This is a genomic window from Neorhizobium vignae (assembly GCF_000732195.1).
Taxonomy (GTDB): Bacteria; Pseudomonadota; Alphaproteobacteria; order Rhizobiales; family Rhizobiaceae; genus Neorhizobium; species Neorhizobium vignae.
On sequence record NZ_JNNU01000002.1, the window covers coordinates 867,445 to 890,446 of the forward strand.

A 23,002-nucleotide genomic window follows, 5' to 3' on the forward strand; every position below is an offset into this window, starting at 1 on the left:
CATGATCGCAGCGGGGGAAATCACTTGATGGTCTTCGCCCAGCGTTCGGCGAGCTCGCCCTGCTTTTCGTTGACGAAGTTCCAGTCCCAGGTGAGGATTTTGTCCATGTCGGCACCGGAAACCGGCACGTCGACCTTAAGATCGGCCGGCACGATCACCTTGGAATTGGTTGGCGAGATGAAGAACTCCTTCATCATCATCCCCTGCACTTCCGGCGAGAGCAGGAAGTTGGCGTATTGATAAGCCAGCTCCTTTTCCGGGCCATTGGCGAGGATGTTGATGGTCTGGTCGAACATGAACATCCCCTCTTCCGGGATCACACAGTCGACCGGCAGGCCCTGGCGGCGAAGACGGGCGATTTCGCCGAAGTCGAACGGTGCGACGACGATCTCGCCGGAGGCCAGGCCGGTCGACATGTTGAAGTCCACCTGGATCACCGAGCCGAGCTTCTGGAGAGCGGCGAAACCGGCATCGACGTCATACTGGTCCTTGCCGAAGATCTTCGAGAACAGCAGCAGTTCCATCTTGCCGGCGCTGTTGGCGAAGTTGTAGAGGCCGATCTTGCCCTTGAATTCCGGGTTGTTCCAGAGATCCTTCCAGGACTTCGGCTTGGTCTTCACCAGGTCCGTGCGGTAGCCGATGCCGATCGGCGAAACGGCGCCGATAGCGCCCCAGCCGTCGGTCTTCTTGGCGAGCGGATAGAGGTCGGCGTAGTTCGGCAGCTTGGTGAGGTCGAGCTTCTCGAAGAAACCTTCCTTGCGCAGGCCCGAGGCGAAGACCTCGTTGGTCATCACCATCGAATAGGGAGGCTTGGCGGCCCCCGCCGCCCGCAGGTTGGCGCCCCAGACGCGGCCGTTGCCGACATCGAGCGTCACGGCGACGCCGGTCTGCTTGGTGAAGGCGGGACCGACGGTCGAGCGCCAATACTGTTCCCATACGCCGCCGAGCGTCGGTACGACCAGCGTCTTCGCTTGAGCCCGCGCCGGAAGGCCGAAAAGTCCGGCAGCAGTCAGCGCACTCATTCCGGCAAGCGCTTGCCGCCTTGTCAAATCCATCATGTCCAGTTCCCCTTGTTGCGATCTTTGATCGATATGTGCCGGCGGTGTTCCGCTTCTGCGCACGAGTTCAGTCGAGTTCAGTCGGTCATCAGCCCTTCGAAAAAGCCTGCTTCGTCTTCAGGTCGATATATTCGCCATAGGTGATCGGTTCATATTTCGCCCCGCCCTCTACGAACGGGGCCAGGCACTCGATCACCGTATCCTTGGACGGATTGAGGAAGAACGGGATCGACTGGCGGCGCGCCGTGCCCTTGAAGCCGGTGGGCGGATTGGCGACGCGGTGCGGTGTCGAGACCCATTCGTCATTCGTCCAGCGCATGAAGGCGTCGGCGATGTTGATCACATAGGCGCCGTCGATCGACGGGGCATCCAGCCAGTCGCCATTGCGGTTGCGCACCTGCAATCCACCGGCCGAAGCCTCCGAGCGCAGAATGGTCATGAAGCCGTAATCGGTGTGGACGCCGGCGCGCATCTGGCCCGGCAGCGGCGATTCGTCCTGCTCCGGATAATTGATGACGCGCAGTGCCGAGAGATGGTTTTCGAAGGAAGGTTCGAAATAGTCCTGATCGAGCCCGATCGCCTGGCAGAAGATCCGGCGCATGTACCTGGCGAGGATTTCCATTTCCTTGAAATAGTCGCGGAACGCCTGTTCCAGCCCCTCCGGGCGGTCCGGCCAGGTATCGCCAGGAAGGTTCTGGCCGAAGTTGAGGCTTTCCTTGTAATCGCCGGGCGTCTTGATGCCGAGCGTCGCGGCAAGCGCCTCCTCGGCGATCGGCGAAAAGGCTACGCCGCCCGGAACGCCGGTGCCGCGGCCCTGAGTCTTCTTCCAGTCCTGCGGGTAATCGAAAAAGGCGCGGGCGAGATTGTAGAGCCTCGACGTCACCTCCGGCGAAACGCCGTGGCCGGTGACGAGGAAGAACCCGGTATCGCGGCAGGCCGTCTCGATGGCTTTGACGACGCCAGCGGCGCCGGCTTCGTTGCGGATGAAGGAGCCCACGTCGATGACTGGGATGCTGGGAACGGCACCATTGGATGACACAGGGTTGGCGCTCGAAACGGGCATGGCCTTCCTCCAATTTACGTCTGACAAACAGATGTTGACAAAAACATCTGTTGTTGTCCATAACAAAATTAACGAAGTTGCAACGTGGTTCTCGCCTCAAGGACGATCGACTGAACATGGATGACCTTGCGCCACAGGAAGCGGCCGTCCTGGCAATCATCAAGGACAACCCGTTCGCGGGCCAGCAGGAGATCGCCACCATGCTCGGGCTGGCGCGCTCCACGGTCGCCGCCCATATCGTCCAGTTGATGCAGAAGGGTTACATCCTCGGCCGCGGTTACGTGATGCCCGCCGAGACCCGCGCCGTCTGCATCGGCGGCGCCGTGCTCGACCGCAAATACCGCGCCAAGCAGGAATTCGTCTTCGAGACTTCGAACCCGGTCGACGGCGTGCGCAGCCTCGGCGGCGTTGCCCGCAACGTCGCGGAAAACCTTGCACTTCTCGGCACCACGACCAGTTTCGTGTCGATCGTCGGTGACGACGAAGGCGGCCGGGCGGTGGTGAAGCACATGCGCGACCGCGGCATCGACGTCAGCCAGATCATCACCACCACCGAGCGCCCGACGGCGGAATATGCCGCCATCCTCGACACCAAGGGCGACCTCGTCCTCGGCATTGCCGACATGAGCATTTTCGACCTGCTGCTGCCGAGCCATATCGAGCGCATCTGGCCGCATCTCGCCGCCGCAAGCTGGGTGTTTTCCGACTGCAACCTGCCGGCCGAAACGCTTTCCGCTCTGATCGCCAAACGCCAGGGCGCCCGCTTCCGGCTGGCTATTGACGCCGTCTCGACGCCCAAGGCCGCGCGCCTGCCGAGGGATCTCACCGGCATCGACCTCCTGTTCATGAACATCGACGAGGCGAACGCGGTCCTCGGACGCAAGGCGCACGAAACGATCGACGACGCCAGAGAGGCGGCACTTGCCCTGCAGGCGGCCGGTGCGCGCGAGGCGGTCGTCACCATGGGTCCGCGCGGCATCGCGGTTGCCGGCACCGAAGGCGCCCGTACCTTCCCGGCCGTGCATGCCAGGCCAATCGACATCACCGGCGCCGGAGATGCTATGATCGCCGGAACGCTGCACCGGATCCTGCATGGCGAAGATACCTACACTGCGGCCCGCACCGGCGCGCTGCTCGGCACCCTGACCACCGAAAGCACCGCGAGCGTCCATACGGAACTGTCCGAACGCTTCCTGGAAGCCAATATGCACCGACTGGCTGGCTAATTTCCGGCCGCTCGAAACGATCTAAGGAATACCGAAATGGCCCTCATCAAACCGAAGCTGAGCCGCGAAGTGGCCGAAACACTCGCATCCGGCGGCCCGGTCGTGGCGCTGGAATCGACCATCATCACCCACGGCATGCCGTACCCGGCCAATCTCGAAACGGCCCTCGGCGTCGAGGCGGTGATCCGCGAGAACGGCGCGATCCCGGCAACCATCGCCGTCGTCAACGGCGAGTTGCGCGTCGGCCTCGAACACAGCGAACTGGAAGAACTCGCCCAGGCGAAGGGCGTCGTAAAAGCCTCCGGCCGCGACCTCGCCGTCGCCATGGTGCGCGGCCAGTCGGCCGGCACCACGGTTTCCGCCACCATGCTGATGGCCGATCTCGCCGGCATCGACATTTTCGCCACTGGCGGCGTCGGCGGCGTCCATCGCGGCGCCGAACAGACCTTCGACATCTCCGCCGACCTGACCGAACTGGGCCGCACCAAGACCGCCGTCGTCTGCGCCGGCGTGAAATCCATCCTCGATATCGCCAAGACGCTGGAATATCTCGAAACCCAGCGCGTGCCGGTGATCGCTTATGGCACCGACGATTTCCCGGCCTTCTTCACGCGCAAGAGCGGCTTCAAGGCTGACCACCGGCTCGACACGCCGGAGGAGATCGCCAGGGCGATGTTCCTGCACCACCAGCTCGGCACCGGCACCGGCCTGATGATCGCCAACCCGATCCCGGAGGCAGCAGCCCTCACCCCCGATTTCATCGACGGCACGATATCCGACGCGGTGCGGGAGGCGGAGGAACGCGGCATTGGCCGCAAGGAGCTGACGCCCTTCCTGCTCGCCCGCATCAACGAGCTGTCCAAGGGCGAGAGCCTGAAGGCCAATATCGAGCTGGTGAGGAACAATGCGCGGCTCGCCGCGAAGATGGCCGTCGCCTATGCGGCGCTGAAGAAGGCCGGCAAATAGTTCAAGAACAAGGGGAACTGCCCATGAACCAGCAAATGAACGGCTACGAGACGATCCTGTACGAGAAGGACGCCACCGACAAGTTCGCGACGATCACCATCAATCGTCCCGACAAGATGAACGCGATGAACAAGACGGTGATCCGCGAGATCGACGCCGCGGTTGCCACAGCCGTCGCAGACCCCGACGTCAATGCGCTCGTCATCACCGGCACCGGGCGCGCCTTCTCCTCCGGTTACGACCTGCAGGGCGGCGATTTCGATGTCGATATCGATTTCTGGCGCGAGGACATGTCGGAAAATGCCGAGGCGCTGCTCAACATCTGGCGCGCCCCGATCCCGGTCATCGCCTCGGTGAACGGCTATGCTCTCGCCGGCGCGCTGGAACTGATGATGTGCTGCGATCTGGCGATTGCCGCCGACAACGCCAAATTCGGCGAACCGGAAGTGCGCCACAATTCCGGCCCGCCGGCACTGATGATGCCCTGGCTGCTCGCCACCCGCGACGTGCGCTGGCTGATGTTCACCGGCGACATGGTGGATGCAGAGGAGGCGCTGCGCATGCACCTGATCAACAAGGTGGTGCCGGCCGACCAGCTCAAGGAAAAGACCGAGAACCTTGCCCGCAAGCTGGCCCGCATGCCGGTTCCGGCACTGAGATACACCAAGGCCTCGATCAACAACCAGCAGATGGTCGCCGGCCTCCTGCCATCCTTCCAGTACAATATCGAGGCGATTGCCGCTCTTCACGTCACCCGGCAGGGCCGCGAGTGGATGGCGAACCTCGCCAAGATGTCGCTGAAGGAATACCTCGCCTTCCGTGACGATCCCTTCAAGGGCCTCGACTGAGGCCCAGGCCATGACGGCCAACACGCCTGAGGCGATGCAGGCTCTCATGGCGCCGCGCTCCATTGCAGTCGTCGGCGCCACCGAGCGCGCCGACGCCTCCTCCAGCTACGTGATGAAGAACCTGATGCGCTTCGGCTATCAGGGGCACATCATTCCGGTGCATCCGAAGGCCGGGACGATCTTCGGACTTCCCGCCTCGCCCTCCCTCTCGGCACTGACCCATCTGCCCGATGTGGCCGTGATCGGTATCGCCGCCGACAAGGTGATCGCGGCCCTTGAAGAGGCCGGAAGTACCGGCGTCAAGGCGGCGGTCGTGCTGGCCTCCGGTTTTGCCGAACTGGACGAAGCCGGCCGTGAGCGGCAGCGACAACTGGTCGAGATCACCGAGCGCTACGGCATGGCGATCTGTGGCCCGAACTGCCTCGGCCTCTTCAATCTCGGCTCGGGCGCCGCACTCTATTCCTCCAGCCTCTCGACCAATCTCCAGAAGGGCCGCTTCGCGATCCTCTCCCATTCCGGCGCCAGCGCCATCGCGCTCGGCAATACCGGCCGGTTCGGCCTCAGCCACATCGTCTCCTCCGGCAACAGCGCCGCGACCGACATTCCGGACTACCTCGATTTCCTCGCAACAGATGAAGATACCAGCGCCGTCGGCATCGTCCTCGAGGCCATCCGCGAACCGGAAAAACTGGCGGCCGCGATGGAGAAGATGCATGCGGCCAACAAGCCGGTGATCGCCCTCCGCGCCGGCCGCTCGACCCGCGGCGCCCAGGCGACCGCCGCCCATACCGGTTCGCTCGCCGGCAGCAACGACGCCTACCGTGCCTTCTTCCGCCGGGTCGGCATCATCGAAGTGCCCGACATGGACGGCTTCATGGAAACGGTGACGCTTTGCCTGACGCTGAAAGACAGGCCCGCCAAGCCGGGCGTCGCGATCGTCGGCGTCTCCGGCGGCGGCGTGGCGCATGTCTCCGATATTGCCGACGACGTCGGCCTTTGGCTGCCCGACCTGCAGCCTGAAACGGGTGCCCGGGTAAAGGCGCTACTGCCGCCCTTCGCTACACCCCAGAACCCGCTCGATACGACCGGCGCCGTCTTCGCCGACGGCGGGATCTATCGCGATGTCCTGCACGCGCTCGCCGACGATCCGTCGATCGGCCTCATCGTTGCAACGCAGGACGCACCCGCCGGCCTCGACGATTTCTGCGCCTCGGAATATCTCGGCATCGCCGAAGCGGTTTCCGAGTATGCTGTAACGGGCAACGTGCCGGTCGTGTTCATGAGCAACCTCTCCTCCGGCCATCACCCGGATGTCGAGGCGAGGCTTTCGAACGTGCCGGTGCTGCGCGGCACGAAAAGCGCGCTGACGGCCGTTCGCAGCCTGATCACCCGGAGCCACGCCGTCTCCTGGCCCGGCAAAGTGGCGGCGATAAAGAAAGCCCTTCCCGCGGGTGCTTTGACCGAGTGCGAAGCCAAACAACTGCTCGCCGTGGAAGGACTGCCGGTCCCCAGGGAACAACTCGTCACCAGCGCCGATGCGGCCGCCGAAGCTGCAAAGCAGCTTGGCTTCCCGGTGGTCATGAAGATCGAGTCGCCCGATATCCCGCACAAGACCGAAGCCGGCGGCGTAAAGCTCGGCATCGCGTCGGAAGTGCAAGCCCGCACCGCCTTCGATGCGATCATGGCAAACGCCCGCGCCTATGCTCCCGACGCCGCGCTGCGCGGCGTCTCGGTGCAGGAAATGGTCACGGGCGGAATCGAGGTACTGGTCGGCCTTGTCCGCCACGAACCCTTCGGTTTCGGCCTCGTCGTCGGCATCGGCGGCGTGCTGGTGGAACTGGTAAAGGACAGCGCCTTCGACCTCGTGTCCATCGACCTCGCCCGCGCCGACGCGATGATCGGCGACACGAAACTGGCATCGCTGCTGGAAGGCTATCGCGGCGCGCAGAAGGCGGATCGAAAGGCGCTCGCCGAACTGCTGGTCAAGGTATCGGACTTTGCAGCCCGATACGGCGACGATATAGAGGCGATCGATCTGAACCCGGTCGCAGTCCTTCCGGAAGGCAAGGGCGTGCGCATTCTCGATGCATTGATCATTCCGCGGAAGATGCCGTGACGGTGAGCTGGCGCTCACTATCGGCAACGACGCTCCACACCCTCATTCCTGTGAAAAGCACAGGAATGAGGGTGAAGTGCTACACCAGCCGCAGCTTCGGGTTAGCCTCCGCCCGGCCGAACCATGACAGCCGCTCGGTCAGCAGCGCATAAAAACCGTCCGCATCGACGTCGCGCATGAACATCGCGTTCTTCGGCCGGCCGGACACACCCCACCAGTCGGCGACGGTCATGCCCTTGGTGAGTTCGGACTCCGTTTCGATCTCCACATTGCAGAGCCGACCGGAATAAAGCTCCGGCTTCAGGAGATAGGCGATCACGTTCGGATCGTGCAGCGGCCCGCCGTCGCTGCCGTATTTTGCCACGTCGAAGCGCTCGAAATAATCGAGCCAGCCGACCACCGCATCGGAGAGCGGCGTGCCGATCGCCTGGACCGCGGCGACGCGGGCGCGGGTCGTCAGCGTCTTGTGGGTGACGTCGAGCGGCATCATCACGATCGGCACGCCGGAGCCGAACACGACGGCTGCCGCCTGAGGATCGACATAGATGTTGAATTCCGCGGCCGGCGTGATGTTGCCGCCCTCGAACAGCCCCCCGCCCATCAGCACGATCTTTTTGATACGGCCCGCGATCTCGGGAACCCGTGTCAAAGCCTTGCCGAGATCGGTGAGCGGCCCGAGCGTGCAGACGGTCACCGTGCCGGCCGGTTCGGCGGTGAGTGTCTCGATGATGAAATCGACGCCATGCTGTTCCTGAAGCGGCATGGTCGGCTCGGGAAGATCGGCGCCGTCGAGGCCGGTCGCGCCATGCACATGTTCGGCGGTGACGAGCGGTCCCGTCATCGGCTGGCTGCAGCCGGCAAACACCTTGATGTCGGGGCGGCCGGCCAGCTCGCAGATCTTGCGGATGTTCTTCGTCGTCAGCGACAGTGGCACGTTGCCGGCGGCGGCGACGATCCCCAGAACCTCGATTTCCGGACTTGCGAGCGCCAGCAGGATGGCCAGCGCGTCGTCCTGGCCGGGGTCGGTATCGATGATGATCTTCTCTGCCATGCTGGTCACTCTCGGATACGGTAACGGTTACGCGACATGGGTGAGCGGCTCCCTCGCCCGCCATTTCGCAACGAGATCGGTTTTACGCTTTTCGAAACGCTCGACGGATGCGAGCTTCACATGGCCGAAGCCGCGAACCATGTCCGGCAGCCCGGCAAGCTCGACGGCAAGCGCATGATTGCCGATATCGACCCCGGCCGAAAGCTCGGTCACGAGATCGAAATAATCCGCGATGAGCTGCCGCTCCATCCGCCGCTCGCCCGTGCGGCCGAAAGGATCGAAGGGCGTGCCGCGCAGGAATTTCAGCTTTTCAAGCACCCCGAACGCGGAGCGTATCCATGCGCCAAAGGCGATCTTCGCCGGATGGCCGGTGCGCTGGTCGATCTTGGCGATCATCGGCGGCGCGAGGTGATGCCTGATCCTGAAATCGCCTTCGAACTGCTCGGCGAGCTTCTGTTCAAAACTCCGGTCGCGATGCAGCCGGGCGACTTCATACTCGTCCTTGTAGGCCATCAGCTTGAAGGCGTTCTTCGCCACCGCTTCGGCAAATCCGGTCACGCCGCGCAAACGCATCTCGGCCGATTTCGCGATATCCACGAGACCGGTATAGCGCGCCGCATAGGCGGCGTTCTGGTAAGCGGTCAGGAAGCCGACACGGCGGGCGACGATCTCGTCCAGCGTCTCGGCCTTCGGTTCGCTCTTGGTAAGCCCTGCCTCACGGGTTACGGAGACCAAGTCCACGGCAGCACGACGGCCCCAGCCGAAGGCGGCGCGGTTCATGGCGATGCCGGTGCCATTGAGCTCGATCGCCTTGTCGATGGCGGCAAGGCTGATCGGCACCAGCCCACGCTGCCACGCATGACCGAGCAGGAACATGTTGGCGGCAATCGCGTCGCCCAGCAGCGCGGTTGCCATGTCGGTTGCGGGAACCGTCTCGACGGCATCGTCTCCGGCGGCGCGGCGCAGCGATTTCAGCGTCGCCTCCTGCCGGAAATCGATCGTCGTATCCTTCACGAAGGAAGCGGTCGGCGCAAAATGGTCGTCGATAACAGCCCGCGTCTTGTTCTTTGCGAACGAAGCGAGCGAATTCTTCTGCGCGGCGACGACGATATCGAAGCCGAGCACGAGGTCGCTCTCGCCGGGACCGACCCGCACCGCGTTGATCAACGCGGGGTCCGTCGCCAGCCGGATATGCGACACAACCGAGCCGTTCTTTTGGGCAAGGCCGGTCTGGTCGAGCGTCACCAAGGCCAGCCCGTCGAGAAGGGCCGCCTGGGCCAGGATGGCGCTGACGGTGATGACGCCGGTACCGCCGATGCCGGCAAGCAGCATGCTGTAGGGCGTCTCGAAGGTCGCGGTGAAAACCGGCAACGGCAGGTCGTCCGTCTTCACCGATTTCGACTTCGCCGCCGGCTTGCGGATGCTGCCGCCCTCGACGGTGACGAAGCTCGGACAGAAGCCCTTGATGCAGGACAGATCGGTATTGCAGCTCGACTGGTTGATACGGCGCTTGCGGCCGAATTCGGTCTCCTGCGGCTCGATCGAGATGCAGTTGGAGACGGCGGAACAGTCGCCGCAGCCTTCGCAGACCAGTTCGTTGATGAAGGCGCGCTTGTCGGAGACCGGATAGGCGCCGCGTTTCCGCCGACGGCGTTTTTCCGCGGCGCAGACCTGGTCGTAGACCAGCACAGTGACGCCGGGGATTTCGCGCAGTTCGCGCTGCACCGCGTCAAGCTCGTCGCGGTGATGGATGGACACTTCGCGCGGCAGATTGCCCTGCCAGACCTCCGGCCGCTCGGCGACCACGACGACGCGCGCCGCACCTTCGGCCAGCATCTGGCCGACGATACCCGGCACAGTGACGTCGCCGTCATGCTTCTGGCCGCCGGTCATGGCGACGGCGTCGTTATAGAGGATCTTGTAGGTGGCGTTGACCTTGGCCGCGATCCCGGCGCGGATGGCAAGCAGGCCCGAATGGAAATAGGTGCCGTCGCCCATATTGACGAAGATATGCTTCTCGTCGGTGAAGGGCGACAGGCCGATCCAGGCACCGCCCTCGCCGCCCATCTGGGTGAAGGTCGAGGTGTTGCGGTCCTCGTTGCCGATGATCATCATGTGGCAGCCGATGCCGGTCGAGGCACGGCTTCCTTCCGGCAGTCGGGTCGAGACGCTGTGCGGACAGCCGGAGCAGAAATAGGCCTCGCGCTTCAGGGCAGTCGCCTCGACGCCCATGGCGATCGACATTTCCTCCACGAAACGCGCCCTGGCCTGCAACGCGTCGTCGAGCGTGCCGAGCCGAGAGAGGATGGCCTTGGCGACCGAGAGCGTACCGATCTCGCCGATCGCCTGCAGCAGGGTCGAACCACTCTCGCCGGCCTTGCCGAACACGCGCGGACGCCGCTCGGTGGGCAGGTTGAAAAGCTGTGCCTTGATCTGGTCTTCAAGGATCGAGCGTTTTTCCTCAACCACGAGCAGTTCGTCGACACGGGAAGCGAAATCCGCGATCCCTTGCGGCTCCAGCGGCCAGACCATCCCGACCTTGTAGAGCGCGATGCCGAGTTCTGCGGCACGGGCTTCGTCGATGCCGAGCAGCGCCAGAGCGCCTAAAAGATCGAGCCAGGATTTGCCGGTCGAGACGATGCCGAGCCGGGCGCGGCCCGTGCTTCCCCAGATGGCGCGATCCAGCCGGTTGGCGCGGGCAAAAGCCTGCACGGCGAGCATCTTGCGCTCGAGCCGCAGTTCCATCGCATGCGGCCCGTCCGGCCAGCGCAGCGAGAGGCCGTCCGGCGCGAAGGTCTCGTCCGGGATGACGATCTGCGGTTTGTCCGGATCGAGATCGACGGTCGCCGAACATTCGACGATCTCGGTCTGGCATTTGAAGCCTATCCAGGCACCGGAATAGCGGCTCATCGCATAACCGAGCAGGCCGTATTCGATATATTCGCCGACGCCGGCCGGCGACAGCAGCGGCACCATGGCCGAGATCAGGTTGTGCTCGCTCTGGTGCGGCAGGGTGGAGGATACCGCGCCATGATCGTCGCCGACCAGCAGCAGCACGCCGCCGTTCGGGTTGGTGCCAATCGCATTGGCATGGCGGATCACGTCCATGCTGCGGTCGACGCCCGGCCCCTTGCCGTACCACATGCCGAACACGCCGTCGTAACGCACGCCCTGGAACATGCCGGTCTGCTGCGTGCCCCAGACGGCGGTCGCAGCCATGTCCTCGTTGAGGCCCGGATGGAATTTCACATGGGCTGCATCGAGAAACTTTTTCGCACGCGCCATCTCTCGGTCGAAGCCAGCGAGCGGGGAACCGCGGTATCCGGAAACGTAACCGGCCGTATTCAGGCCTCGCGCCAGGTCTCGCTGACGCTGAATCATCGGCAGGCGCACCAGAGCCTGGGTGCCCGACACCAGGATGCGACCTTTTTCCAGCGTATAACGGTCGTCGAGGCTGACCTTGCTATCCGAGGGAGCCGTATCCGGCGCGGGATGGATCGACATCTAGGCCTGGCCCACCTGCTGCACGGACACCGGCGCCTCGAAGACCCGGCCGCGATTGAGAATATAGTTCGGATCGAATGCGGATTTCAGCCGGCGCATGGTGGCGATCTCGGCCTCGCTGCGGGCATATTTCAGATACTTCACCTTGTCGGTCCCGATACCGTGCTCGGCGGAAACACCACCGCCGACCGCCTCGATGCCGGAAAAAATCGCCTCGGCGATCTTTTTCTCGTGATGGCTGAACATGCAGTAATGCAGGTTGCCGTCACCCAGATGCCCGAAGATATAGGTCCGCGCCTCCGGATCGATCTCGTCGACGGCGAGTGCGGCCTTGTCGAGGAATTCCTGCATGCGGGAAAGCGGCACGGAAATATCGAAGCCGATCATCACGCCGGTACCGAACAGATAGTCGTTGATGCCGTCGCGGATGCCCCAGAGCCCGTTGAACTCGCGCAGCGAATTGGAGAGCACCACGTCGGTCGCAAGTCCGTCTTCCAACGCCGCGGCAAGGGCCGCTTCGAAACGCTCGTTGTCCTGATCCGGCGCCTGGCCCTGGATCTCGACCATGGCATACATGCCGGCCCCTTTTTCGACCGGCGGGCGGATGCCCATATAATCGACGGCGCCTTCATAGACATTCGGAAAGATCGCCTCGAAGGCGGAGAGCAGACCGGACAGCTCGACCCGGAGCTTCGCCAGCAATTCCTGCGCCGCCTTCAGCGACGGCAGCGCCAGGAAGGCGTTGCGCTCGACCCGCGGTTTTGGATGCAGCTTGAGGCAGGCGCGGGTGATGACGCCGATCGTGCCCTCGGTGCCGATGAACAGCGGATTGAGATCGTAGCCGGAATTGTCCTTCGGCAGGCCCTTGAGCGAGGAGAGGATCGTCCCGTCCGGCAGCACCGCTTCCAGACCCATGACCTGCGCCCGGTACATGCCGTAACGCAGAACCCGGATGCCGCCGGCATTGGTGCCGATATTGCCGCCGACCGTGGCCGTGCCGCGTGCACCGATATCGACGCCGAAGAACAGGCCGACATCGCTCGCCGCCTCCTGCACGACCTGCAGCGGCGTGCCCGCTTTGACGATCATCGTCTGGGCCGCGACGTCGATCGACTCGACGCCGTTCATCCGTTCGAGCGAGATGGAGACCTCCCCCTCGATGGGCCGGGAGGAGCCGGAAAGCCCGGTACGTCCGCCCTGCACGACAACCGGCTGGCGCAGTTCATTGGCTGCGGAAAGAATGGCGGAAACGTCTTCGGTATTGCGCGGGCGCAGGACGGCGGCCGGCCGCGCGCCGCGAGCAGTCGCATCCGCAGCATACCCATCCGAAATCGCATCGCCGGTGAGGATCGCAGCGGCATCCAGCCTGCTTTCGAGACTGGCGACAAGACGGGTCACGCGGTCAGAGGACAAAGGCTTCCTCCCCCGCAAAACCTGCGCCACAGCTCTGCGCCCCGGCTCGGCCGAATGCGATTGCGCCCATTCTCTCGTTCCCCTTGCTTGTTGGGGGGCGAGGTTATTCCCATTCCCCTATTTGTCAAACCTATATTTAAAAAGCAGTAGCCTTTTTGCCTTGCCCGTGGCATCACTATGGCAGGAACCATGGGAAGGGTGACATGATCCTCAAATACGACGAGGTCGTCCGTACGGGCATCGCCAGACAGGTATCGGACAATATCCGTTCCGCGATAATGGACGGCCGGCTGAAGATCGACGAGCGCCTGCCGACCGAGGAAGAACTTGCCCGAAGCTTCGGCATTTCCCGCCCGACGGTGCGCGAGGCCCTGAAGCGCCTCGCCGCACAGAATCTCATCCACTCCAAACGCGGACCGACCGGTGGCAATTTCGTCAAGCGGCCGGATCCGGAGGGCCTGTCCAAGGCGATCACCGGCGCCGCCACCCTGCTTGTCGGCATCGGCGCCTTCGACATCGAAGAGATCATCACCGCCAGGCTTGAGACAGAGGCTGTCTGCTGCCGGTTGTCTGCCGCAAATCGCAGCGAAACCGACCTCGCAGCGATGGAAGCGGAGATCGCGGTGCAGCTTGACGAGGCGATCAGCGACGAGGATTTCTGCGCTTCGGACGTCCGCTTTCATAGGGCACTGGTGGACTCGACCGGCAACGGCCCGTTGAAGCTGATGATGTACACCGTCATCGAGGCCTTCATTCCGATCACCAACATGATCGTCTTCCGGGTACGCGAGCGCCGCCACGTCGCCTCGCTGCACCAGGAAATCGTCGATGCGGTACGCAGCCGCGAGGATGCCAAGGCTGCCGATGCGCTGGCCCGGCTGCTCGCCTACGTGCGCGAAAGCTATTCCGCCGTGCTCGACGCGCGCGCCAAGCGCGATACCGCCGTGCAGGCCTCCGCCTAAATTCAATCACACCGGGATATCGGGAGAGAGACATGACCGAGACCTTCACCGCCATGGTGATCGATGCCGTCGACGGCAAGCCGAAAGGCGCCTTCAGAGAAATCTCGATCGCCGAGCTTCCCGACAACGACGTGCTGGTCGAGATCGCCTATTCGACATTGAACTACAAGGACGGACTGGCGATCACTGGCAAGGGCCGCATCGCCCGGCGCATGCCGATGATCGGCGGCATCGACCTCTCCGGCACCGTGGTCGAATCCCGCTCCCCCGAATGGAAGGCCGGCGACAAGGTGGTGCTGAACGGCTGGGGCTTGTCCGAAACCGAATGGGGTGCCTTTGGCCGCTACCAGCGCGTCAAGCCGGAATGGCTCATCCGCCTGCCCGACGCCTTCTCGATGGAACAGGCGATGGCGATCGGCACGGCGGGTTATACCGCAGCGCTCTGCGTCGATGCGCTGGAGAAATGGGGATCGATCAAGCCGGGTGAAGGCGAAGTGCTGGTCACCGGTGCGGCCGGCGGCGTCGGCTCGGTGGCAATCGCGCTGCTGGCGGCCCGCGGCTACAACGTCACCGCATCTACCGGACGGCCGGAAACCCACGACTACCTCGCCTCGCTCGGCGCCACCAATTTCATCGACCGCGCCGTGCTTGCCGAAAAGGGCGGCCCGCTGCAGAAGGAACGCTGGACCGGCGGCATCGACAGCGTCGGCTCGACCACCCTCGTCAATGCGCTCTCCCAGACGATGCGCGGCTGCGCCATCGCCGCCTGCGGCCTCGCCGGCGGGGCAGATCTTCCGGGAACCGTGCTGCCGCATATCCTGCGCGCCGTCACGCTGATCGGCGTCGACAGCGTCATCGCCACCCGCGAACAGCGGCTGTCGGCATGGGCGCGGCTCGCCCGCGATCTCGATCCCGCCAAGCTGGCGGAGATCACCACGACCGAACCGATGTCCAACCTGCCGCAGCTTGCAGAGGATATTGTTGCCGGTAAGATCCGCGGCCGGGTGGTGATCGACGTGACGAAGTAGAAAACGGCATTCTGCCTGGCGGCTCAAGCGATCAGACGCCGGGCAAGACTGCCCCTCCGCCCGACACACTTCCCTAGCTTTTTACCGCATCGCCTCATGATCACTACGTCCACGCAGATCGATCAGGGGCGGCTTTCCATTCACGGCATAGAGGCGCTAGAGATAGCTCCGGCAGAAAATCGCCTGACGTGGGAGAATGTTCTTGAGCAATGATCATACGGCCTTCACCGGTCGTCGCGAGGATATGAGGCTTATTACCGGCCAGGGCGCATATACCGCCGACAAGGTGCTGGATAACCAGCTTTACGCCGCATTCTTGAGAGCCGATCAACCGCACGCACGCATTGTTTCGATCGATGTCGAGGCAGCCCTCGCAGCACCGGGCGTCCATATCGTGCTGACCGGCAGGGATGCGCTCGAAGCGAACCTGATCGCCCCAGGCCCGCTGGTCTCCTTCCCCGGCGTCGACGGCATGAAGATCAAGGCACCACAACGTTATGCTCTGTCGACCGACCGCGTCCGTTTCGTCGGCGAACCTGTTGCGATAGTCGTGGCCGACAGTGCCGAGGCGGCTGCCGATGCAGCCGAGTTGATCGCGATCGACTACGAGGACCTGCCGGCGATCATCGACCCCGAGGCTGCGCTGGAGGACGGCGCGCCGCAGCTTTTCGACGATGTGCCGGGTAATCTCGTCTTCCTGCACAGTTTCGGCGACAAGGCGACAGCCGATGAAGCCTTCGCCAAGGCCGCGCATATCTCGACGCTGACGGTCGAGTCGCAGCGCGTCGCCGCCAACCCCCTCGAACTCAAATCCTTCATGGCGGCATACGACGCCGAGACGGACGTCTTCGACGTCTATTCCGCCAGCCAGGGCACGGGCCTTGGCGACGGTCTTGCCCGCTTCACGGGCCATCCGCCGGAAAAGGTGCGGCATCACATGGGCGATGTCGGCGGCAGCTTCGGCATCCGTGGCGCACCCTATCCCGAATATGCGGCAATCATGCTCGCCGCAAAGAAACTCTGTCGGCCGGTGCGCTGGACCGCCAGCCGCACCGAAAGCTTCCTCGCCGATTATCACGGCCGCGCAGTCCGGTTCACCGGTGAGATGGCGCTCAGCGAAGCCGGCGAATTTCTCGGCATCCGAATGAACGTCGTCTGCGATCTCGGCGCCTACCATTCGCCGGCCGGAGCCTTGATCAACGTGCTGAACCCGATGTTGACCGGCACGGGATGTTACCGCATTCCCGCCGTCTTCGGGCTCAACCGCCTCGCCTTCACCAATACCTCGCCGATCGCCGCCTATCGTGGCGCCGGCCGTCCGGACATCAATTATTTCATCGAGCGGCTGGTCGATCAGGCCGCCACCGATCTCGGTATGGACCGGATCGAGATCCGCCGGAAGAACCTGATCCCCGACGATGCCTATCCCTACACGACGCCGACCACCGTCTACGACAGCGGCGGCTATGTCGCGATGCTGGAAGAGGCCGTATCGATCTCCGATTGGAGAGGTTTCGAAGCCCGACGGAAAGAGTCCGAAAAACGCGGCAATCTGCGCGGCATCGGCCTGGGCGTCTTCATCGAGCCGTCCGGCGGCGGCCATATGCCGGAGGAAACCGAGATCCGCTTCGAGGAGGACGGCACGCTGACGCTCTATACGCTGTCCGGTTCCGCCGGCCAGGGCCACGAAACGGTGCTCCCCCGACTGGTCGCCAGGGAACTCGGCATCGACGAGAACCTGATCAACCTGCGCGCCAACAGCGTCCACGCGCCTCACAAGCTCAAGGGTGCGGGCACGATGGGGTCGCGCACGATGGCCTCGCACGGCGCGTCCTTGACCATCACCTCCCGCGAAGTGGTGAAGAAGGGCCTGAAGCTCGCCGCCGAGGCGCTGGAAGCCTCCGAAACCGACATAGAATTCGATGACGGCCACTACAGGGTGGCCGGCACCAACATGTCTATCTCGCTTCTGGAGCTGGCCGCCCGCAACCTCACGCCGGATGGCAACGCGCTCGACACGCTGGCGTCGATCCAGCCGGAGCGCAATTTCCCCGGCGGCGTGCATGTCGCCGAAGTGGAGATCGACCCGAATACCGGCGACACGAAAGTCACGTCCTATATCGGCGTCGACGATGCCGGCCATGTCATCAACCACACGCTGCTCGAAGGCCAGATGCATGGCGGTCTTGCCCAGGGCGCGGGCCAGGTCTTCGGCGAGCAGATCGTTTATGACCGGGACAGCGGCCAGATGCTGACCGCGAGCTTCATGGATTATTTCATGCCGCGAGCCGATTTCATGCCGACGCCGCGTTTCTTCGACCTGCCGACGCCCTCGCCCACCAATGTGCTCGGCGTCAAGGGCGGCGGCGAGGCCGGCACGACGGGAGCGCTACCGACGTTGATGAACGCCATCCTGGATGCGCTGCGGTCCGCCGGCGTCAAGGATTTCGATATGCCCGCAACGCCTTACAGGGTTTGGGAGGCCCTGAAGGCGGCCAGCGAGGGCGTTCGATAGGTTTGCCCGAGCGCCGGTCATCCATCAGTGGATTGCGCATACGCCTTGCGGGACGTTAGAAGTCCTTTCCGCGAACTGGAACGCAAGGCGTCGACGCAATGACACTGGACGACATCACCGACACCGTCATCGACCGGGCCAAAAACAGCCGGCGCTTCATCGTCGCGGTCGCCGGCCCGCCCGGCGGCGGAAAATCCACGCTCGCCGACGCCCTCCACGAAGCCCTGCTGGCGCGCGGCGAGTTGGCGGAAGTCCTGCCGATGGATGGCTTCCATATGGACAACGGCATCCTGGAAGCCCGCGGCCTGTTGCCCCGCAAGGGGGCACCGCAGACGTTCGACGTGCGCGGTTTTGCGGATATCCTGAGGGCGGTGCGGCAGGGTGACGAGGAAGTGCTGGTGCCGGTCTTCGACCGATCGCGTGAGATCGCCATCGCCTCGGCCCGTCCGATTTCGCCCGATACTCATATCGTTCTGGCGGAAGGCAATTACCTACTGATCGACGAAGCGCCCTGGTCGCGGCTTGCCGAGATGTTCGACTTCACGATCTTCGTCGGCCCTTCGGAGGACGTGCTGCGCGAGCGGCTCAAGGCGCGCTGGGTGCATTACGGGCTCGACGAAGCCGCTATTGCCTGGAAACTCGACGGCAACGACCTGCCGAACGGCCGCTACATCCTCGCGCATTCAAGGCCGGCCGACATCAGACTCGAAAGCTTCTGAGACCCACCGTCGGATCGATATGGCCGCGCGCAACGTTCCCGGCACAGTTGGATATGCCGGGCTTAAAGAGCCACTCCCGTCTCCCGGTCGAAGACATGCACCTGTTCTGCCGGGATGTTGGCTTCGAACCGCGCGCCGTAGCGGGCCGGATATTCGCCGTCGACAATCGCGACCACCGGGTGGCCGGCAAGGTCGAAGATGATGTGGGTCTGTGCGCCGGTCGGCTCGACCAGCAGCGTCTGCCCGGCAAGCGCGGTCCCCCCGACGCCGGGGCTCAGATGCTCCGGACGCAGGCCGACCTTGATCGCCTGGCCGCGCTTCACCTTGCGGTCCGGCGCTATGCGGATCGCGGTTCCGTCGCCAAGCCGCGCGGAGGGTTCGCCGCCATCGCCGTCCACGGTGCCGTCGAGAAGGTTCATCGCCGGAGAACCGATGAAGGCGGCGACGAAGAGATTGGCCGGCTTCTTGTACAGTTCCATCGGCGTGCCTTCCTGCTCCACCCGGCCCTGGTTGAGGACGACGATGCGGTCGGCGAGCGTCATCGCCTCGATCTGGTCGTGGGTGACGTAGATCGACGTCGTCCCGACCTTCTGGTGCAGCTGCTTGATCTCGGCACGCATCTGCACGCGCAGCTTGGCGTCGAGATTGGAGAGCGGCTCGTCGAACAGGAAGACGGCCGGGTTGCGGACGATCGCCCGGCCCATGGCGACGCGCTGGCGCTGGCCGCCGGAAAGCTGCGCCGGCTTGCGGTCGAGCAGTGGCATGAGGTCGAGCATGCGGGCGGCTTCGGCGACGCGTTCGGCAATCACCGGCTTCGGGGTCCCGGAAAGCCGCAGGTTGAAGCCCATGTTTTCGGCGACCGTCATGTGCGGATAAAGCGCATAGGACTGGAACACCATGGCGATGTTGCGCTCGCGCGGCGTAAGCTCGTTGACGACAGCATTGTCGATGATGATCTCGCCGCCGGTGATTTCCTCAAGCCCTGCAATCATCCGCAGCAGGGTGGACTTGCCGCAGCCGGAAGGCCCGACCAGCGCGACGAACTCGCCGTCTTCGATCGCCAGCGACACTCCATGGATGACCGGGAGTGCCCCATAAGCCTTGCGGACTTGTCTCAGTTCGACGGATGCCATGCGAATTACTCCGGGTCGGGGCTCAGGACTTCACAGCGCCGGCGGTCAGACCGGCGATGATGTGCTTCTGGGCCAGGAAAAAGGCGATGATGGTCGGCAGAATGGTGAGCGTGATGAAGGCCAGCACCAGCTGCCATTCGGTGCTGAATTCGCCCCGATAGATCATGATTCCGAGCGGCCAGGGGTAACGGCTCTCGGAATTCAGCATGATCAGCGGCACGATATAGCTGTTCCAGCTGCCGACGAAGGAGATGATGCCGACGGTCGCGATGATCGGCCGCGACAGCGGCAGCGTGATATGCCAGAAGAAGCGCATGTAGCCGCAACCATCCACGAACGCCGCGTCAAAGAGTTCGGACGGCAGATTGCGGAAGTAGTTGCGGAACAGCATGATGCTCATGCCCATGCCGAACGCGACCTGCGGCAGCACCACGCCCCAGTAGGTATCGACGAGCCCCAGATCGCGGATGCGGATATAGAGCGGCAGGATGGCGGTCGCTGCCGGAAACATCAGTCCGATCAGGAAATAGTTGACCAGATAATCGGTGCCGAAGAAGCGGATATGCGCGAAACAGAAGGCCGCCATAGCGCCGAACGTCAGCGTCAGGAATACCGTCAGCAGGGCGATGATCAGCGAATTGCTCATCTGCAGCCAGTAGCGCTTGCTGATGATGATGTCCGTGTAGTTCGACCACTGCCATTCCGTCGGCAGCCCGAACGGGTTGCCGCGCAGTTCGCCGAGGGTCTTGAAGCCACCGAGTGCGGTGCTGATGAGCGGCACCACCACGATGGCCGCGACGACGATCAGCGACACGTACATATAGACCTGCGTGCCGGCGCGGATGCGCTGGCCGGAGGTCGGCGCGCTGGCGGCATCGATGGGCTGTGCTGTCAAGATATCAGTCATTGCGCATGAATACCCGCTTGTAGCTGAAGGCGAGCGTCACGCAGATCACGAACAGCACCACGCCGACGGCGCTGCCGAACCCGACCTGCATGCGGGTCACCCCGAAATTGTAGAGGAACGTCACCATCGTCTGCGTCGAGTTCGACGGACCGCCGCCGGTCAGCGGCATGATCATGTCGAAGAGCTGCAGCGAGCCGACGACCGCGAAGAAGACGGAGAGACGCACAGTGGAACCGAGCAGTGGCAGCGTCACCAGCCGGAACTTCTGGAAACCGGTCGCACCGTCGATGTCGGCCGCTTCCAGCACGCTCTTGTCGATCGCCTGCAGACCGGCGATGAAGAGCATCATGTGAAAGCCGAAATACTTCCAGACGACGACGCCCAATATCGCGTACATCGCCGCGTCCCGGTCGGCCAGCCAGAAAGGCGGTTCGACGCCGATGAAATGCGAGATGCCGGCGACGAGACCGAAATCCCCGTCATAGACGAAACGCCAGATCATGCCGGCCGCGACATCCGCGAGCACGTAGGGCAGGAAGAAGATCAGCCGGAAGAACAGCGCGCCCTTGATCCGGCTGGAGATCATCGTCGCCAGCCAGAGCGCCAGCGGCACCTGCACGCAGAGCGAAGCGAGCACGATCAGGCCGTTGTTGATCAGCGCCTGGGTGAAGGCGCTATTGCGGAAAATGAGCTGGTAGTTGCGCCAGCCGACCCATTGCGTCGGGCTGCCATAGCCGTTCCAGTTGTAGAAGGAATACCAGGCGGCCTCGCCCATGGGCAGGATGACCAGCACCGTGAACAGAAGAAGCGCCGGCGGCAGGAACAGGATCAGCACCGGCCACTTGCTGTTGGCAAGGGACCGTTTGCGGCGCCGCGATACCGCAAGTGTATTCCCGGATGGGACGGCATTGGCAGACATCAGCATATCGCTCATCGATTTTTGAGCCTTTCGGGCTGCGCAAGACGCCGTCAGGCGAGGACGGGAACCGGCGCTCCCAGGGTTGCTGGAACCTTTGGGGAGCGGGAGCGCCGGCGCTGCGCTTACTTTCGCTCGAGGGAGTAGGCGTCCTCGATCTGCTGCGCCGCGTCAGCCGGTTTCATGCTGCCGGAGACCACCTCGACACTGACGTCGTTGACGATCGCACCGACATTGGGGCCGAGGTCCTGGTCTAGGAAGTTCTGGTGCCAGGTTTCCTTGGCAAGAGCGTCGGCAACTTCCTTCAGCAGCGGCTTGGAGATCGCTTCGCTGGCACCCTTGGTAACCGGCATGATCTGCGTATCCCGGGCAAGCACCTTCTGCACGTCAATGCTTGCCATGTAACGAAGGAATTCCTCGGTTTCGGGCGGTGCGTTCTTGGTGACCGCCCATCCGTTGAGGCCGCCGAAACTGTCGGTGGTCACGCCGGCGCCTCCGCTGACGACGGGGAACGGAAAGCGGCCGATATTGTCGTCGGCAAGCCCTTTGCGGCTCGTCGAATTCGACGCCTGGGTTGAGGGCGTATTCTCGAAGCTCAGGATGAGCGCGGCCCGGCCGTCGCCGAACGTGGCGAGCGCATCGTTCCAGGTTGCCCCCAGATAGCCGTTCTGGAACGGCTCAAGCTTGCCGAGTTCGGCCAGGCGCTCGCCGGCCTTGACGAAAGGCTTGCCGGCGAAGCCGTCGTTCTTGCCGGCCTTGGCATCGGCGAAGCCCTTTTGTCCCGCCTCGCGCATCGAGAGATAGCTCCAGTAGAAATGCAGGGGCCATTTGTCCCGCCCGCCGCCGGCAATCGGCGTCACGCCTGCCTGCTTGAGCGCCTTGACGGCACCGAGGAAATCGTCCCAAGTCGCGATCTTCGAGGCATCGACGCCCGCCTTCTTGAACAGTTCCTTGTTGTAATAGAAGGAAACCAGACCGCTCTTGGAGGGCGAAGCCCAGACCTTGCCATCGAAGGTCAGGCCGTCGACGGCGGAGGCGTTGACCGACTTGCGCCATTCCCCACCGTTTGCATCGAGCGCCGCATTGATCGGCCGCAACATGCCGGTCTCGGACTGCGCCTTGAGCACGCCGCCGCCCCAGCTGTAGAACATGCTCGGCGCATCTTTCGACTGCAGAAGCGTCGGCAGCTTGGCCTTGAACGCCTGGTTTTCGAGGAATTGCAGTTCGACCTTGACGCCGGGGTGCTTGGCCTCGAAATCCTTGGCGATCTGGCTCCAGACCGCTATGTTCCCCGGCACCTGCTCGACATGCATCCAGCGAATGACGCTGTCCGCTGCAGCAGCGCCAGCCGTAAACACGCCACCCGCAAGGGCAATGGCGGTCGCGGAAATCAGACGCATCCTGTGATATCTGTTGGACATTGAAGGCGCTCCTCCCAAAGCTTTATTCCTGTATCCGAATTAAATAATCGGCAAGCCTGTCGCATCTGTCAATAGCTCCAAGCGAGATTACCGGATTTTGGCGAAATTTGCGCCTTTCGCTGCTTTTATCTATTGCACACCGCCCAAAATCGGCTC

The 23,002-nt window shown here is 63.5% G+C and carries 17 protein-coding genes; 8 read left to right on the forward strand and 9 right to left on the reverse strand.

The window, feature by feature from the left end:
- Positions 1-20: 20 nt before the first annotated feature.
- Complete coding sequence (locus tag GQ59_RS04355; protein WP_037077803.1) at positions 21-1,058, reverse strand: ABC transporter substrate-binding protein; 1,038 nt, start codon at positions 1,056-1,058, stop codon at positions 21-23.
- 88 nt (positions 1,059-1,146) lie between these two features.
- A complete protein-coding gene (locus GQ59_RS04360) occupies positions 1,147-2,121 on the reverse strand; it encodes an isopenicillin N synthase family dioxygenase (protein ID WP_037077804.1) in 975 nt (324 codons plus the stop codon).
- Positions 2,122-2,237: 116 nt separating this feature from the next.
- Between GQ59_RS04360 and GQ59_RS04365 the strand changes: the two genes are divergently transcribed.
- From GQ59_RS04365 to GQ59_RS04380, 4 genes are read left to right on the forward strand one after another with little or no spacing between them, the layout of a single operon-like run.
- Positions 2,238-3,347, forward strand: coding sequence for a carbohydrate kinase (locus tag GQ59_RS04365; protein ID WP_037077805.1), 1,110 nt, complete (start codon positions 2,238-2,240; stop codon positions 3,345-3,347).
- A gap of 36 nt (positions 3,348-3,383) precedes the next feature.
- Positions 3,384-4,313 (forward strand): pseudouridine-5'-phosphate glycosidase, encoded by a 930-nt coding sequence (locus GQ59_RS04370; RefSeq protein WP_037077806.1) that lies wholly within the window; start codon positions 3,384-3,386, stop codon positions 4,311-4,313.
- A gap of 23 nt (positions 4,314-4,336) precedes the next feature.
- Positions 4,337-5,161, forward strand: coding sequence for an enoyl-CoA hydratase/isomerase family protein (locus GQ59_RS04375; RefSeq protein ID WP_037077807.1), 825 nt, complete (start codon positions 4,337-4,339; stop codon positions 5,159-5,161).
- Positions 5,162-5,171: 10 nt separating this feature from the next.
- On the forward strand, positions 5,172-7,277 hold the full coding sequence (locus GQ59_RS04380) for an acetate--CoA ligase family protein (protein ID WP_037077808.1): 2,106 nt from the start codon (positions 5,172-5,174) through the stop codon (positions 7,275-7,277).
- Between the two features lie 79 nt (positions 7,278-7,356).
- On the opposite strand, the gene GQ59_RS04385 is transcribed toward GQ59_RS04380, so the two are convergent.
- Genes GQ59_RS04385 through GQ59_RS04395 form a run of 3 tightly spaced genes read right to left on the reverse strand, consistent with a single transcriptional unit; the run spans position 7,357 to position 13,245 of the window.
- Positions 7,357-8,328, reverse strand: a complete 972-nt coding sequence (locus GQ59_RS04385; RefSeq protein ID WP_037077814.1) for a nucleoside hydrolase — start codon at positions 8,326-8,328, stop codon at positions 7,357-7,359.
- Between the two features lie 27 nt (positions 8,329-8,355).
- Positions 8,356-11,832 (reverse strand): indolepyruvate ferredoxin oxidoreductase family protein, encoded by a 3,477-nt coding sequence (locus GQ59_RS04390; RefSeq protein ID WP_037077818.1) that lies wholly within the window; start codon positions 11,830-11,832, stop codon positions 8,356-8,358.
- Complete coding sequence (locus GQ59_RS04395; RefSeq protein WP_051903772.1) at positions 11,833-13,245, reverse strand: FAD-binding oxidoreductase; 1,413 nt, start codon at positions 13,243-13,245, stop codon at positions 11,833-11,835.
- Positions 13,246-13,448: 203 nt separating this feature from the next.
- Between GQ59_RS04395 and GQ59_RS04400 the strand changes: the two genes are divergently transcribed.
- From GQ59_RS04400 to GQ59_RS04415, 4 genes are all read left to right on the forward strand, one after another.
- A complete protein-coding gene (locus GQ59_RS04400) occupies positions 13,449-14,207 on the forward strand; it encodes a FadR/GntR family transcriptional regulator (protein ID WP_037077819.1) in 759 nt (252 codons plus the stop codon).
- 32 nt (positions 14,208-14,239) lie between these two features.
- Positions 14,240-15,235: an MDR family oxidoreductase gene (locus tag GQ59_RS04405; protein ID WP_037077825.1), complete on the forward strand. Its 996-nt coding sequence runs from the start codon at positions 14,240-14,242 to the stop codon at positions 15,233-15,235.
- Between the two features lie 202 nt (positions 15,236-15,437).
- Complete coding sequence (locus GQ59_RS04410) at positions 15,438-17,750, forward strand: xanthine dehydrogenase family protein molybdopterin-binding subunit (protein ID WP_037078215.1); 2,313 nt, start codon at positions 15,438-15,440, stop codon at positions 17,748-17,750.
- A 98-nt stretch (positions 17,751-17,848) separates the two neighbouring features.
- Positions 17,849-18,469: a nucleoside triphosphate hydrolase gene (locus GQ59_RS04415; protein ID WP_037077834.1), complete on the forward strand. Its 621-nt coding sequence runs from the start codon at positions 17,849-17,851 to the stop codon at positions 18,467-18,469.
- Between the two features lie 62 nt (positions 18,470-18,531).
- On the opposite strand, the gene GQ59_RS04420 is transcribed toward GQ59_RS04415, so the two are convergent.
- From GQ59_RS04420 to GQ59_RS04435, 4 genes are all read right to left on the reverse strand, one after another.
- A complete protein-coding gene (locus tag GQ59_RS04420; protein ID WP_037077836.1) occupies positions 18,532-19,602 on the reverse strand; it encodes an ABC transporter ATP-binding protein in 1,071 nt (356 codons plus the stop codon).
- A 22-nt stretch (positions 19,603-19,624) separates the two neighbouring features.
- Positions 19,625-20,509: a carbohydrate ABC transporter permease gene (locus tag GQ59_RS04425; protein ID WP_051903774.1), complete on the reverse strand. Its 885-nt coding sequence runs from the start codon at positions 20,507-20,509 to the stop codon at positions 19,625-19,627.
- The gene (locus tag GQ59_RS04430) at positions 20,502-21,428 is read right to left on the reverse strand and encodes a carbohydrate ABC transporter permease (protein ID WP_162183282.1); all 927 of its coding nucleotides are present in this window, start codon (positions 21,426-21,428) and stop codon (positions 20,502-20,504) included. Before GQ59_RS04430 ends, GQ59_RS04425 begins: the two co-directional genes overlap by 8 nt.
- Before the next feature lie 122 nt (positions 21,429-21,550).
- Positions 21,551-22,846, reverse strand: coding sequence for an extracellular solute-binding protein (locus GQ59_RS04435; RefSeq protein ID WP_037077842.1), 1,296 nt, complete (start codon positions 22,844-22,846; stop codon positions 21,551-21,553).
- Positions 22,847-23,002: the final 156 nt, after the last annotated feature.